This window comes from Thioalkalivibrio sp. ALR17-21, assembly GCF_000420185.1.
In the GTDB taxonomy this organism is placed as follows: Bacteria; Pseudomonadota; Gammaproteobacteria; order Ectothiorhodospirales; family Ectothiorhodospiraceae; genus Thioalkalivibrio; species Thioalkalivibrio halophilus.
In genome coordinates, this window is record NZ_ATUL01000040.1 from 1 (window position 1) to 14,452 (window position 14,452).

The window sequence follows — 14,452 nt, forward strand, 5'->3', positions numbered from 1 at the left end:
GTACCTCGTAGGAGGCCAGCCCCCTGGCCGATCGGGGCCTCGCCGACCCGCCGGGCCCAATCGGCCAGGGGGGCTGGCCTCCTACGGGTCGAGGGCGCACGATAACCGAACAAAAGCCGAACAAGGATACGACATGAAGATCCTCATCACCGGAACGGCCGGGTTCATCGGCAATGCCCTGGCCCTGCGCCTGCTGGAACGCGGCGACGAGGTCGTCGGTGTCGACAACCTGAACGACTACTACGACGTCTCGCTCAAAAAGGCGCGCCTGGCCCGCATCCAGGACCACGAGCGCTTCACCGAGGAGCGCGTGGACATCGCCGACCGCGAGGCCATGGAGCGGGTGTTCCGCGAGCACCGGCCGCAACGCGTGGTCAACCTGGCCGCTCAGGCCGGCGTGCGCTACTCGCTGGAGAACCCGGCCGCCTACATCGACACCAACCTCGTCGGCTTCGGCAACATCCTGGAAGGCTGCCGCCACAACGGCGTGGAGCACCTGGTCTACGCCAGCTCCAGCTCGGTCTACGGCGCCAACGAGGAGATGCCGTTCTCCGTCCACCACAACGTCGACCACCCGCTCAGCCTCTACGCCGCGAGCAAGAAGGCCAACGAGCTGATGGCGCACACCTACAGCCACCTGTACCAGCTACCCACCACCGGCCTGCGGTTCTTCACCGTCTACGGCCCGTGGGGCCGGCCCGACATGGCGCTGTTCATGTTCACGCGCAAGATCCTCGCCGGCGAGCCCATCGACGTCTTCAACTACGGCAACCACCGGCGCGACTTCACCTACATCGACGACATCGTCGAAGGCGTCATCCGCACCCTGGACCGCCCGGCCCAGCCCAACCCCGACTGGAGCGGTGCGCAGCCCGACTCCGCCACCAGCGCCGCCCCCTATCGCCTGTACAACATCGGCGCCCACCGCCCGGTGGAGCTGATGCACTACATCGAAGTGCTGGAAGAGAACCTCGCCAAGAAGGCCGAGAAGAACCTGCTGCCCCTGCAGCCCGGCGACGTCCCCGACACCTACGCCGACGTCGAAGACCTGCGCGCCGACACCGGCTACGAACCCACCACCAGCGTGGAAGAAGGCGTGGCCAGCTTCGTCGCCTGGTACCGCGACTACTACCAGGTCTGACCTGCCGCCGTTCGCGGATGGGGGCATCACCGTAGGAGCGGCCTCGGCCGCGAACGGTGCCTCTTCCTCACCATTTGCGAGTTGCGTACGCTAGTCTGCGACGACTGGATCCGGAAAACACGCCGAAAGGCTGCGAGACGCCCATGCTCAAGCAACTCGACCTGCAAAACGTGACGGCCTTCGGCGATGCCCATCTGGAGTTTACTCCCGGCCTGAACGTGATTGTGGGGGAGAACGCTACGGGCAAAACTCATCTGCTCAAGCTCGCGTATTCCATCCAGTCGGTGCTAGCGGAAGGCGGTCGGGGTCGGGAAGAAGAGCGGGAACCCACCAAGGCCATCCTCCAGCCGCGGTTGGCGGACAAGCTTGTCGGGGTGTTCAAACCGGACAGCCTCGGCCGGCTGGCCCGGCGTCAGCAGGGACAAAGTCGGGGTTATGTCAGTGCTCGTTTCGAGGACAAGCGCTGGAATATCGACTTCGATTTCCACACCCAGAGCAAGAGCGAGGTAAATGTCACGCGCCTGCCGGAGGCCTGGCTGGACAAGCCACCGGTCTACCTGCCCACGCGCGAGCTGCTGACCATCTATCCGGGCTTCGTCTCGGTCTACGAGAACCATTACCTGGAGTTCGAGGAGACCTGGCGGGATACCTGTGTGTTGCTGGGCGCTCCGACACTGAAGGGTGCGCGCGAGGAGCGGGCGCGCGAATTGCTGAAGCCGCTTGAAGAGTTGATGGGCGGGCGTGTGGTCCTGGAAAACGGGCGTTTCTATCTGCGACAGCCGGGCCGGGGCAACCTGGAGATGGGTCTGGTCGCCGAAGGGTGGCGCAAGATCGCGACACTCGTCCAGCTCATCGTGACCGGCTCACTTCTGGAGCAGGGTTACCTCTATTGGGATGAGCCGGAGAGCAACCTGAATCCGCGCCTGATCCGCGCGGTGGCCGAGGCTATTCTGAGCGTGGCCGAGCAGGGCATCCAGGTGGTGCTCGCAACCCACAGCCTTTTCCTGTTGCGGGAGATCGATATCGCCGCCGAGCGACGGGGCAAAGGGGCCGCGCGGCAGCGGTATTTCGCCCTTTCGCAGGGAGAAGCGGGAGTCGAGGTGAGCCAGGCGGATACCCTCGAGGAGATCCACCCGCTCGCTCTGCTGGATGCGGAGCTTGAGCAGGCCGACGATTACCTGGAGCTGGAGTGAAGTCGTGACAGGAAGCCGCTTCACAGAAGGTGGTCTTACCTTCCACTTTGACGCCGGTGTGGAGGCAGGGCAGTACGACGGCTGGCGGTTCTTCACCGGCGGTTTCCAGAACACGTGCGGCGGCGCGAAAGCAGTCGACTTTGTTGCCCGGTGGGACAAAACCACCTACCTCATCGAGGTCAAGGACTACCGTCAGCACCCGCGGACCAAGCCGAGCGAGTTGCCGGACGAGGTGGCCGCCAAGGTGCGGGACAGCCTGGCGGGGCTTGTGGCCGCTGGAGCCGGCGGGAACAGCGCATACGGCACGATTGAACCCGAAGAACGCCGGCTGGCGCATCTCTGGGTGAGTGCGAAGCAGCTGCGGGTCGTGCTGCATCTGGAACAGCCGACCCATGGGCGCAAGGGGCACCGAAGACTGAACCCGTCCAACCTTAAACTGGGTCTTAAACAGCGGTTACGCTTCATCGACGCCCAGCCTCGTGTGGAGCACATGGACACAACCCATGCGGAACATCCATGGCAGGTGACCAGCCCGTGAGCCATAGCGGCTTCGTTGCTCTTTTCCAGGCTGCGCCGGTTCGTACGCAGGAGCGGCCTCGGCCGCGAACGGACGGGCGTTTGCCCCGGCCTCAGCCTGTTGGCTTGCAAGCAAGCTCCCACAGGGCCTCCCGGGCGTGGGGTTCGCCGTGGACCAGGCGGATGTCCTGCGGGCCGGTGCGGATGCCACGCACGAAGCGCAGGAGGTCGGCCTGGTCCGCATGGGCGGAATACCCGCTGATGGTGTCCACACCCGCGCGGATGGCGTAGCGCTCGCCGTCCAGCTCCACGTGGCCGCCGCGGCCGGCGGCCTGGATGGCGCGGCCCGGCGTGCCCTCGGCCTGGTAGCCGACGAACAGCACGTGGTGGCGTTCGTCCTCCAGCATCGCCTTGAGGTAGTTCACCACCCGGCCGCCGGCGGCCATACCGCTGGCGGCGATCACCACCGCCGGGGGCCCGGAGCGGGCCAGGTAGTCCACCGTCTGCAGGTGGGTGTCGTGGTCATCCACCGTGTAGAGGTTCTCGAAATCCAGCGGATGGCGCCCGGCGCGCAGGCGCTTGTGCGCCTCGGCATCCCAGAACGGCTTCAGCTCGCGGTAGACGTCGGTAAAGCGCGCGGCCAGTGGCGAATCCAGCACCACCTCCATGTCGCGCCAGCGCCGGTTGCCGCGATGGATCAGCCCCTCGAATTCGTAGAGCAGCTCCTGCGTGCGGCCAATGCTGAAGGCGGGCACGATCACCGTGCCGCCGTTGGCATGGGCATGCTCCACCGCCGCCCGCAGCCGCGCCGCACGCTCGTGGCGGTCGCCGTGGAGGCGGTCGCCATAGGTGCTCTCCAGCACCAGCGTATCCGCCCGGCGGGGCGGCTTCGGCGCCGGCAGCAGCGGCGCCCCGGGCGCGCCCAGATCGCCGGAGAACACCACCCGGCGCGAACGGCGCTCCCCCGGCTCGCGGAAATCGAACTCCACATAGGCCGAACCCAGGATATGCCCCGCGCGCTGCAGCCGCACCCGCGGGGCGAGGGCGGCATCCTCCACCGGCAGCGCATGCCAGGCGTTGTAATCCAGTGCCACCAGCCGCCGGTCGATGGTCTCCAGCACCGGCTCGATCAGCTGCCGGTCGCGGGTAAAGCCCACGCGCAGCGCATCCTCCAGCATCAGTGGCAGCAGCCGGGCCGAGGGCTTCGAACAGATGATCGGCCCGTCAAAACCCGCCGCCAGCAGATACGGCAGCCGCCCGATGTGGTCGATATGCACATGCGTGACCACCAGCGCCCGGATATCCTCCACCGAAAACTCGATCGCATGGCGCTCCAGCGTATCGCCCGGCCCGTGGTCGCGCCCCTGGAACAGCCCGCAATCCACCAGAAACGAATCCCGCGCCGACAACCGCAGCCGATGGCAACTGCCCGTCACGCCCTCGGCACCTCCGTGATGCACGATCTCCATAGCGTCTTCCCTGACCGTAAGCGAACCCCGACCATACATCGGACCATGCCCAAAGCGCACTTGATTTGCCCCACGATTCGTGGCCCAATCCGCAGTTCGTTCAAGCGGTGAACAACCCCGCGTAGGAGGCCAGCCCTCTGGCCGATTGTCCTGATGCCAGATCGGCCAGAGGGCTGGCCTCCCACAGGCAAATCAAACAGGAATCCACCCGTCCGGCCACCCCATGCTCGACACCTACCGCAAAGCCCTGGCCCTGCTCAGCCGCAAGGAGAAACGCCGCGGCGGCCTCGTGCTCGGCATGGTCATCATCATGGCCGTGCTGGAAACCGCCGGTGTCGCCTCGGCCATGCCGTTTCTGAGCGTGCTGGGCAACCCCGAAGTGGTGCAGACCAACCCGGTGCTCAACACCGTCTACGAAGGCCTCGGCTTCACCTCGGTGGATGCCTTCATCCTCGCGCTGGGCGCGGCCGCCTTCGGGCTCATCCTGTTCTCCGCTTATCCATTCCGGGGTCGGGGTGACACTGTATATGGTGTCAGATGTCTGCTAACGTAAAGGATGTACTGCAGCAGCTCCAGGGTGCGGGCGGTTCCCTGCGATGCGATGAATTGCGGCGGTTGCTCGAAACCCTGGGCTTCGAGGTCCGCGACGGGAAGAAAGCAGGCCACAAGGTGGTCACCCATGCCGGGCTGCCGAGTTTCTACTCGACCTCCTACACATGCGGACACGGGAAAAACCCTGCAATCAAGCCAGCTTATGTCCGGAACATCCGCAGGATGCTCGAGGAGCGGGAGCCGGAATTGAGCCAATGGCTGAAGGGAGAGACGTCATGAACGCACAGGACTACGGGATCACGATACGCCGGGTCATCGAGGAGGGAGAAGCCTGCTTCGAGGCCCGGGTACGAGAGCTGCCGGACGTTGTCGAATACGCCGACAGCCATGAAGAGGCCTATGAGCTCGCGATCGATACCATCGAAACCACCGAGGAAGCACTGAAGGAAAACGGACGCGCGCTGCCGCAGCCTTTGCCGCCTGCGGATGACTTCAGTGGGCGCATTACTCTGCGCGTGCCCAGAACACTGCACCGCGCACTGGTCTCCCTGGCCGAAGACGAAGGCGTCAGCCTCAACCAGCAGATCGTCGCCGTATTGAGCTACTACGTCGGAGTGCAGACGCCAACCCGTACGGTTTTCGCCGAGTGGCATGCAGAGCCCGCCACTGCCCGGCCCGGCGGCAAGGCTGGAACGGCTCGCCCGCAAATCATCCATGACATCGGCGCGGGCGACTCCAGCAAAGCCGATAAGTGGATGGCGCCAGCTGTATGACGGATTCCCCGATCCAGGCAGCCATCGATTGCCTGCGAATCCACGGGGTAAGCGTGCGCCAGTCCAGTGCCTGGCTGGCGGAAGATCACGACCCGCGGTTTTCACCCGTCGAGGCATACCAGCCGCAGTTCAAGCACCATGTGGACCGCAGCTATCTCATGAAAGTCCGCGAAGCAGAGACATCGTATTACGTCTTCCGGGTGTTCATCGGGCTGGGCCTGCGCTTGTTGCCAGCTTCTCCCGCCCGGGAAGGCGAAGACCGGGAGAAACACGAAGCCGGTGAGGCAGAAAGCGATGGTGTGCTGGCGCAGATCGAGGCGACATTTGTTGCCGAATACGACACCGATACCGACCCGGGTCCGGAAGCGCTCGAAGCCTTTGCACAGAGGAATGCCAGCTACCACGTATGGCCATACTGGCGTGAATTTGTAAGCAATCAATGCGCCCGTATGGAGTTGCCGAGAGTCACCATTCCAACCGTCCAGTTTGCCGCTCCTACAGACACACGATGACGCCAAACCCTGAACCCACAACCAAAGCCGTCGTCCTCGCCGGCGGTAGCGGCACCCGCCTGTGGCCGCTTTCGCGCCTCCAGCTGCCCAAGCAGTTCCTCAAGCTGGAAGGGGAGCGCACCCTGCTGGAGCCGGTGGGCCGCAACACCGCCCCGCCATCGCCCTGGCCGAGGGCGGCTACTACTGGAACGCCGGGATCTTCGTCTGGCGCACCAGCGCGATCCTCGACGAGGTGCGCCACCACCTCCCGGACGTCGCCGCCGTGCTGGATCGGATCGTCACTGAATGGGGCGACGCGGCCCCGGACCAGGCCGTCGTGGAGCGGCACTTCCCGGACATGCCCGACATCAGCATCGACTACGGCGTACTGGAGAAGAGCCGCAACGTCGCCCTGGGGCCGCCCGGACATGGCGCTGTTCATGTTCACCCGAAAGATCCTGGCGGGCGAGCCGATCGACGTCTTCAACTACGGCCACCACCGGCGCGACTTCACCTATATCGACGACATCGTCGAGGGCGTGATCCGTACACTGGATCACGTGGCCCCGCGCAACCCCGACTGGACCGGGGCCGAGCCCGACTCCGCCACCAGTACGGCCCCCTACCGCCTGTACAACATCGGCAACCACGAGCCGGTGGAGCTGATGCGCTACATCGAGGTGCTCGAGGACTGCCTGGGCAAGAAGGCCGAGAAGAACCTCCTGCCGCTGCAGCCGGGGGATGTCCCGGACACCTATGCCGATGTCGAGGCCCTGCGCCAGGACGTAGGCTATGCCCCCGCGACTGTGGTCGAAGACGGCATTGCGCGCTTCGTCGAGTGGTATCGCGAGTACTACCGCATCTGACCGCTACAATGTGCCAAACCACCGTAGCCAGAAAACAACCGTCATTGCGAGCGGGTCAGCCGCGCGGCAATCGGCCTGTGTTCGCCAGGCCAATCGTGGTGATGCTTTGGGATGAGTAGCGCCACCGCACTACCGCGCCGCGCGCTGGATCGCGTATGGCGCAGCCGCTTTGCGCGCAACGTGGCGGTGGTCGCCTCTGGCACTGCAGGGGCGCAGGTCATCACCATGGCCTTCGCTCCGTTCATCACGCGTATCTACGGGCCGGAGGCCTTTGGGCTGCTGGGCACTTTCATGGCCATCGTTGCCGTAGCCGTTCCGGTCGCGGCGCTGGCCTATCCCATTGCTATCGTCCTCCCACGTGAGGATCGCGATGCCCTGGGCCTAGTCCGGCTGTCCGCCATTCTGTCGTTCGCTGTTGCCCTGCTGGCCGCCGCCGCCCTATGGGCGGGTGGCGATTGGCTCACCGCCACATTGGGTGCCGAAGCCGTGGCGGGCTTCTTGTTCCTGATCCCGGTAGCGATGCTTTTCGCCGCCTGGATGCAAATCGCCCAGCAGTGGTTGATCCGTAAGAAGGAATTCGGCGTCGTCGCGCGCTCTGCCGTGGCGCACTCGCTCATCCTGAACAGCGCCAAGAGTGGCATTGGCTGGCTGCATCCGGTAGGTGCTGTGCTCATCGTGCTCGCCACGTTGGGCCAAGCCCTGCACGCTGGACTGCTTTTCATCGGTGCCCGCCGCCGGTACCAGGGCAGCACCGCCGAGCGGGAGGAAGGCTCGCAGACCCCGTTGAAGGAGTTGGCGCATCGGCACCGCGACTTTCCCCTGTATCGCGCGCCGCAGAACTTCATCAACGCAGCGTCGCAAAGTCTTCCGGTGCTGATGTTGGCTGCCTTCTTCGGGCCGGCGGCTGCTGGGTTTTACACGTTGGGCAAGATGGTGATGGGCATGCCCAGTAATCTGCTGGGCAAGGCTGTTACCGATGTGTTCTATCCACGAATCACGGAAGCTGCCCACAACGGCGAAAACCTGGCCCAGCACATTGTGCGCGCGACCGGCGCACTACTTGCCGTTGGCGTTGTACCCTTCGGCCTGGTCATCCTGTTTGGGCCCTGGCTGTTCAGCCTTGTTTTCGGTGGGGACTGGGCGGTGGCCGGGGAGTATGCCCGTTGGCTGGCGCTGTTCTTCCTGTTCAATTTTATCAACAAGCCCAGCGTTGCGGCCGTACCGGTGCTTGGCATTCAGCGCGGCCTTCTGGTTTACGAATTGTTCAGCACCGGTGGGAAGGCTCTGGGGCTTGTTGCCGGTTTCTACTGGTTCGGCAGCGATATTTGGGCTGTTGCTCTGTTTTCGGTTATTGGTGTTGTTGCTTACAGTGCAATGATGCTGTGGATCCTTGCGCATGCGATGCGGTGGAGAGTTGATGCAAAAACAAGTTAACAAGTCGCACTACGAATTCGGCAAGTATGTGCACAAGCGGCGCTGGGCCAGCATGTGGCACCAGCTAGACGAGGTGATCGGACTGAACCCGGACCGTGTGCTGGAGGTGGGCCCCGGCCCGGGCCTGTTCAAGGGCATGGTTGGCGCCATGGGTGTCCATGTCGAGACGCTGGACTTGGACCCGGAGCTTGAGCCCGATCACGTGGCTTCTGTCTTCGAGATGCCCTTTGAGGATGGCGCGTTCGATGTTGTCTGCGCGTTCCAGATGCTCGAGCACCTCCCGTTTGAACAGAGCCTGGACGCCTTTCGCGAGATGGCACGCGTTGCAGGCAAGGCGGTCGTTATTTCCCTGCCGGACGCTGCTACCCGCTGGCCGTTTTCGGTGCACATTCCAAAAATCGGTACCGTAAAGTTCTCGATACCCAAACCGCGGCTCCGCGCGCCTGTGCACCAGTTTGACGGAGAGCATCATTGGGAAGTCAATAAGGCTGGGTACGCACTGGACCGCATCGTTTCCGAGTTGGAACGGGCCTCCGGCTATTCAGTAAAGAAAAGTTACCGAGTGCCGGAGAACCCCTATCACCGTTTTTTGATTTTTGAGCCGAAGAAAGGACGCGGATAATGGCATGTAACAATTGTGGGTCGGGCGCGCATACTGCGAGGAATTGCCCCAACGTCAATCGCTGTTCGAATTGCGGAAGGGCCGGGCATAATATCCAGACCTGTCCTGATGTTCGCAGATGCGGTGTCTGCGGGAGTTATCAGCATGATGCGCGTACGTGCCCGGATCGATAAGTGTTTCAGGCCGTGTGAGCAAACGGGGCCGGGTCTATTTTCCCCTGCATGGACGTGGCGGTAGTAGCGAGTGACCAGGGAGGGAAGGCATGCCAAGGATGGCCCGAGTGGTGTTGCCGCATATGCCGCACCACGTGGTGAAGCGTGGGCACAATCGGCAGGCGGTGTTTGCCGGGGCCGAGGATTACGAGCGGTACCTGGAGGATCTGCGCGAGCTGAGCAGTGCGCTGGACATCCGGCTGTATGCGTACTGCTTGATAACGAACCACGTGCATCTGTTGCTGTGCCCCGGCGAGGAGGTGGCCGCCATGGGTCGTCTGATGAAGGCGTTAGCGGCCCGTGCGACGCGGTATCGCAATCGCGTCGAGGGGCGTTCGGGAACCTTGTGGGAAGGCCGTTATAAGTCCAGTCCGGTGCAGACAGAGGCGTACCTGCTCGCTTGCACGCGGTACATCGAACTGAACCCCGTGCGGGCGCGCACGGTGCCAGTAGCCGGTGACTACGCCTGGTCCAGTTACCGGCAGCGTATCGGCGAGGGCGATCGTTGGATCGATCTGGATCCGGCGTACTTGGACCTGGCAGACAACGAATCCGACCGGCGTGCACGCTTTACCACGCTTCGTGGAGCAGGGCGTTCCGGAGCAGGAGTTGACACTGATGCGCGAGGCGTTACAGCGCGGCCAGCTCACCGGCAACCAGCGCTTCGTGAATGAGGTGGAGCAGATCATCGGCTGCCGCATTGCGCGCCGCCGCCCCAGTCGACCACCCTCTCGACGCGCGTGAGAAAACAAATCTGTCCCCGTTTTCGTCTATCCAGTCTTGTGGTCAAGTCGCGAGCATCTCGATCATCCCGTCTTCTTTTATTGGGATCCCTTTTGGTAGATTTATATGCGCACTAGTGTCGTCATTCCATTTAAAAATCGTTTATCGACCCTGAAGGAGGCAGTAGCGAGTGTTGGCGCTCAGGTTGTTAAGTGTGATGAGCTTATCTTGGTGAATGATGGCGGTGAAGCGCCTGATCTCTCCGATTTGCAAAAAGAGGCCGGTCAGGAAATCGAGTATGTGGAACGACTGGAATCGCATGGTGCTGCATGTGCGCGGAATGAAGGAGCAAGGAAAGGCACGGGAGATGTATTGTGTTTTCTCGACTCCGATGACAAGTGGCGCCGAGAACATTTAGCGAAAGGCCTTGCGCTCTTGTCGGACCATCCAGAGGTTGCGTTTTTAGCGACGTCCTACGGCCCCGCGACATCGACGAGGCAGTCGCATGATGCGGAGGGGTTGTTGTTTATTGAAAGCGTTCCGGAGTTTCAATTTGGCGATGGTGGTAGTTTTCGAACCTCCGGTTTTCTGATTAGAAAAGAAGCATTTTGGTCTGTTGGTGGATTCGATGAGGGCCAGGACAAGCATCAAGATTGGGACTTGGCCATGCGTGTCTGGGAGTCGGGGTTGGTGGTGGGTTTCAACCGTCAGTCCACCGTATTGATTGATTCGGTGGCAGAAGGGCGAATGAGTTACAAGCCGAATCCGAAAGCTTCCTTGAGATTCTACAATAATCACAAAGAGTATATGAACAGGGCACACCGTTGGAATTTTAGGAAGGGGGTCCTGAAGGGCATGATCAAGGGTCGGCGCCTGTCCGGGTGGGGCGCGGTCGCCCGGATGTTTGGTTGATTGGATCATGTTGTAGATAAGGAGATCTATTGTGTGTGTTCCGCGGGAGCCCGGACGCTCGATGTTAGGGAGCGTATGAACGGGCTCGCACATATAGAATCTGCCGGATTCTTTTGCTGTATGTTTCGAGGGGTTGAAAAATAACTCAGATGTCGTCGAGAGTATCAAGTGCAAGCGTAAATCAATCAATGATCTCGGTTGCGTTGGTTCTTGCGGCTATTCTTTGGCCGGCGCAACTGGCGTTGAACAACCCTTGGCAGTGGGCGATTCTGGTTGGCCCAGCAATCTTTGTGGCTGTCGCGGCGGTACTCGTGATGGCGGGATCAACCAGGTTGCGGATGCCACAATCGTTGGTGTTATTTACTTTAGTGTGGCTGGCGTTGGCGGCGGTCTCGGCTTTCTGGGTGGGGCATCCGAGGGTGTTGCAAGTGTACGGCGCGCTCCTGTTGGTGTTCTATCTTGTCGCGGCGTTGGCGGCGGCTTCTTCCGACCGGTTACGCTTGGTGCGCTTGTTGATCATCGGCGTAGTTGTCGGGGGACTCGCCCTCATGGCGGTAAGCCTGTTGGTGGAGCCGTTTTCGTTGCGGCGATACCAGGGGCTGTTTAATAACCCGAACAGTATGGGGTGGTTCACCGCAGGTTTGCTGCACCTCGTGCTGGGGGCCCTGTATGGGAATCGGCTCGGCTTTTCGCGTCAAGGCCGAAGGGTGCTCATAATCGTGTTACTGCTGGCAGCGATCTTTCTGTTGGCGAGTAATTCGCGTGCGGCGTTGGGTTCGGTAATGGCGACGGGCGGCGTACTGGGCTTGTTGTTGTGGAGCGAGAGCGTTCATCTGCGGCGGGGCCTGGTTGGCCGTAGGGGGCTACGGAAGCTTCTGCTGGCGCTGGTGATGATGCTTGCTGCGGTGCTCCTGGCATGGAACGCGGGCTTGTTGATCGAAATTGTGGAGAAATTTACCGAGACTCAGCACCGCGGCGATCTAACACAAGGGAGGCTGGATGCCTGGCTCGCGTCGTTGCGGCATTGGACATGGTTCGGACATGGGCCGGATTATGCGGCGGCCATCGGCCGAGTGGATATGACGACCGGACATAGCACCTGGATCAGTCACCTGTCGCGGTATGGTCTCGTGAATGCGCTCTTCTTTATGGCGTTCCTTGGATATGCGGCATGGTGGGCCTGGCGAGCCGCCCGTCGCGGATCGCATCCCGCAGCAGTGGTGCTTCTGGCCGTGGTGATCGGTTTTTCAACGAACGCGACATTCGAGACGGGCACGTCGACCCCGGGCATGTGGCTCACGGTCATTCTCTTCGCGATCTGTCTTCAGGGGCTTGGCGGGAAAGACCAATGGGTTTCCAGCGACCGACGGGGTGCGGGGTGACAATGCCGTTAGTGATCCATGTGGTGCCGGCACCTGATGGTGGGGGGGCCGAGCGTTTGGTGCGCGAGCTTACTGAGCGGCTTCCGGGCCATGGAGTGCAGGCGCAGGCCATTTATTACCGCAATCCGCGTGGTGTCGAGCTGTCAGAGGGCGAGTCCAGCCTCGGGCTGCGTTCGGTTCGCGGGCTGGGTGCGTGGAGACGTTTGCGTGGTGCGCTGCGAGAGCGAGGGGTTGGAGATGGAACGTGCGTGGTGCATGCGCATCTGACCTGGCCGTTGTACCACCTTGCGCTGTTGCGTCGAGAAATAGGCGGCCCGATGGTGTTCACCGAGCATAGTACCCATAACCGGCGTCGCGAGAACCCGTGGTTTCGCCCCGTGGAACGTGTGGTCTATCGGCGATACGACCGGCTGGTGGCCATCAGTGAGGGGACGCGGGAAGCGCTCGCGGGCTGGCTGGTGGACGAGGATTTATCGGCGCGCATCGTTACGATCGAAAATGGATCGCGGATGTTGCCGCTGGTCCAGCGCGAGCCGCGACCAAGTGGCGCGGCGCGGCTCATTTCCGTCGGATCATTGAGTCCGCAGAAGGGATTCGATGTGGCTTTGCGCGCGATCGGGGCGCTCGGGGACCGGGTGGAACGCTACACGATCGTAGGAGAAGGCCCGGAACGGGGGCGGCTGGAATCGCTGGTGAAGGAGCTGGGCCTGCAGGGCAAGGTACGCCTTCCGGGTTATTGTGATGACGTGGCGAGTTACCTGCATGAAGCGGATCTGGGGGTGATCCCCTCGCGTTGGGAGGGGTTCGGGCTGGTGGCAGTAGAGGCGCTCTCGACGGGCCTGCCACTTGTGGCAAGTGACGTGCCGGGGCTGCGGGGTGTGGTGGCTGATTGCGAAGCGACCATCTTGACGCCCCCGGAGGATTCTGCAGAGCTGGAGAATCGGCTTCGATATGCGATCGAGCACCTTGTGGGCCGCGATAATGTTTCCGGCGCAGCCCGGTCACGCGCGGAACGGTTCACGATTGACGCGATGGTGGCTCGGTATGCGGAGTTTTATCGATCGCTTTAATTACCAGCGACGTTTATCAAGCGACCGGGCGAGGGAGGTCGGGATTATGCATAGAAGGCTGGCGGCCCGGTTGGCGACTCTGCTGACTGATGCCGATACCCTGCGGCTACTCGCTTGCATGCTTCTGAGTCAGGAACAGAAGCGAGAAGTAACAGAATCTGAATTGCCAGGATTTCTCTTGGCTGTGCCGGACGAGCAGAAGCTAGTCGAACAGGCGGTTTCTGGTCGGCACGCTGAGTTAAAAAGTATCTTGAAGAAGACCACGGAGGCGATACCTTTAGATGTGGCGCCTGTTGAGCGTCTCTATAGAGAGTGGGAAGGTTTGGTGTCGTTGCTGGGTGAAAAGCCGAAGAAGATCTGTCAAGAGTTTTCCCGTACTAAGTATTATCAGTCGAAAATGGTTCGCCTCGGTCGGTTAAAGGGGAAAGTAAAGGTTGCTGAGTATTACGCGCTTTTCAGATCCTTAGGGCGAGAGGGTTTCATGGCGGATGAAAGCCGGCCAGTAATTATTATAGAAGGGTTCTCTGAGACGGTCCTAATAGATGGTGCTCACCGGTCAGTTGCTATGAAGCACATGGGGTATAAGGAGGTCCAGGGGTATCGTTATAGTGCTTCGGAACTCTTGGGTGTTCGAGAGTTTTCTGAGGCTGAGCGACGGGCGCTTCAGAAAATTTGATTGCATGTGCAGTGCTAGGGAAACGCAGATTGCAGTGCTAGGGAAACGCAGATAAATCAGTGTTTCTGTAACGGGACCTTCTTTGTCGTCGGCAGCCCTGAGCGCCTCAACCTGGGGGACCGCGAACGAGTTATGGTCAAGTCTGGTGTATGAGCGATGGCTGGTTCAGGCGGCGCTCCGGTCGGTGATGGATGATGCCTCGTCGTTGGTCGGTTCGGTCTGCTCGATGCCGTCGATGAACGTCACCCCGCGTTCGAGCTTGTCGAGCCATTCGTAACCCCGGAGCCGGCGCCAGCGCTTCTGCGCGCTCTGGCCGAGCTTGAACGTCAGGCTCAGGACGGTGTTGCGGGTCACGCAACCCCGGGTCTTGTCGGTGCGCAGCCGCACGGTGGCGAAGGTCGATTCGATCGGGTTGGTGGT

The 14,452-nt window shown here is 61.8% G+C and carries 13 protein-coding genes and 5 pseudogenes; 16 read left to right on the forward strand and 2 right to left on the reverse strand.

From position 1 onward, the window contains the following. Positions 1-133 precede the first annotated feature (133 nt). The 3 genes from G020_RS0113880 (at position 134) to G020_RS0113890 (ending at position 2,872) form a co-directional block, all read left to right on the forward strand. Positions 134-1,141 (forward strand): NAD-dependent epimerase, encoded by a 1,008-nt coding sequence (locus tag G020_RS0113880; RefSeq protein WP_024330004.1) that lies wholly within the window; start codon positions 134-136, stop codon positions 1,139-1,141. A gap of 143 nt (positions 1,142-1,284) precedes the next feature. After that, entirely contained in the window at positions 1,285-2,334 is a 1,050-nt protein-coding gene (locus G020_RS0113885; protein WP_024330005.1) for an ATP/GTP-binding protein, read from the forward strand. Between the two features lie 4 nt (positions 2,335-2,338). Beyond that, positions 2,339-2,872, forward strand: a complete 534-nt coding sequence (locus G020_RS0113890) for a hypothetical protein (RefSeq protein WP_024330006.1) — start codon at positions 2,339-2,341, stop codon at positions 2,870-2,872. Positions 2,873-2,963: 91 nt separating this feature from the next. Here the strand turns inward: G020_RS0113890 and G020_RS0113895 are convergent, their stop codons facing one another. Then, on the reverse strand, positions 2,964-4,319 hold the full coding sequence (locus tag G020_RS0113895) for an MBL fold metallo-hydrolase RNA specificity domain-containing protein (RefSeq protein ID WP_024330007.1): 1,356 nt from the start codon (positions 4,317-4,319) through the stop codon (positions 2,964-2,966). Between the two features lie 223 nt (positions 4,320-4,542). On the opposite strand from G020_RS0113895, the pseudogene G020_RS0113900 reads away from it, so the two are divergent. The 13 genes and pseudogenes from G020_RS0113900 to G020_RS0113955 all read left to right on the forward strand — a co-directional run. Further along, positions 4,543-4,818, forward strand: a pseudogene (locus G020_RS0113900) (ABC transporter ATP-binding protein); the annotation flags it as partial. Positions 4,819-4,856: 38 nt separating this feature from the next. Continuing rightward, positions 4,857-5,150, forward strand: a complete 294-nt coding sequence (locus G020_RS15145) for a hypothetical protein (protein WP_081647450.1) — start codon at positions 4,857-4,859, stop codon at positions 5,148-5,150. Further along, positions 5,147-5,644 carry a toxin-antitoxin system HicB family antitoxin gene (locus G020_RS0113905; protein WP_231363099.1) on the forward strand — a complete coding sequence of 166 codons (498 nt, stop codon included), beginning with the start codon at positions 5,147-5,149 and terminating at the stop codon, positions 5,642-5,644. The genes G020_RS15145 and G020_RS0113905 overlap by 4 nt, the downstream gene beginning before the upstream one ends. Continuing rightward, a complete protein-coding gene (locus G020_RS0113910) occupies positions 5,641-6,156 on the forward strand; it encodes a hypothetical protein (protein ID WP_024330010.1) in 516 nt (171 codons plus the stop codon). The genes G020_RS0113905 and G020_RS0113910 overlap by 4 nt, the downstream gene beginning before the upstream one ends. Next, positions 6,153-6,314 (forward strand): annotated as a pseudogene (locus G020_RS15650) (sugar phosphate nucleotidyltransferase); the annotation flags it as partial. The gene G020_RS0113910 and the pseudogene G020_RS15650, both read left to right, overlap by 4 nt. Before the next feature lie 231 nt (positions 6,315-6,545). After that, a pseudogene (locus G020_RS0113915) lies at positions 6,546-7,001 on the forward strand (NAD-dependent epimerase/dehydratase family protein); the annotation flags it as partial. Positions 7,002-7,112: 111 nt separating this feature from the next. Next, on the forward strand, positions 7,113-8,435 hold the full coding sequence (locus tag G020_RS0113920) for a lipopolysaccharide biosynthesis protein (RefSeq protein ID WP_024330012.1): 1,323 nt from the start codon (positions 7,113-7,115) through the stop codon (positions 8,433-8,435). After that, positions 8,419-9,057 (forward strand): class I SAM-dependent methyltransferase, encoded by a 639-nt coding sequence (locus tag G020_RS0113925; protein WP_024330013.1) that lies wholly within the window; start codon positions 8,419-8,421, stop codon positions 9,055-9,057. The genes G020_RS0113920 and G020_RS0113925 overlap by 17 nt, the downstream gene beginning before the upstream one ends. A gap of 262 nt (positions 9,058-9,319) precedes the next feature. Next, positions 9,320-10,013 (forward strand): annotated as a pseudogene (locus G020_RS14720) (transposase). Between the two features lie 105 nt (positions 10,014-10,118). Then, positions 10,119-10,904, forward strand: coding sequence for a glycosyltransferase family 2 protein (locus G020_RS15155; protein ID WP_081647448.1), 786 nt, complete (start codon positions 10,119-10,121; stop codon positions 10,902-10,904). Between the two features lie 188 nt (positions 10,905-11,092). Continuing rightward, positions 11,093-12,286 (forward strand): hypothetical protein, encoded by a 1,194-nt coding sequence (locus G020_RS15425; RefSeq protein WP_024330015.1) that lies wholly within the window; start codon positions 11,093-11,095, stop codon positions 12,284-12,286. 2 nt (positions 12,287-12,288) lie between these two features. Next, positions 12,289-13,356, forward strand: a complete 1,068-nt coding sequence (locus G020_RS15160) for a glycosyltransferase family 4 protein (protein ID WP_196800328.1) — start codon at positions 12,289-12,291, stop codon at positions 13,354-13,356. After that, positions 13,331-14,032, forward strand: a complete 702-nt coding sequence (locus G020_RS0113955; RefSeq protein ID WP_156002782.1) for a hypothetical protein — start codon at positions 13,331-13,333, stop codon at positions 14,030-14,032. The genes G020_RS15160 and G020_RS0113955 overlap by 26 nt, the downstream gene beginning before the upstream one ends. 165 nt (positions 14,033-14,197) lie before the next feature. Here the strand turns inward: G020_RS0113955 and G020_RS0113960 are convergent. Continuing rightward, positions 14,198-14,452 (reverse strand): annotated as a pseudogene (locus G020_RS0113960) (IS256 family transposase); the annotation flags it as partial.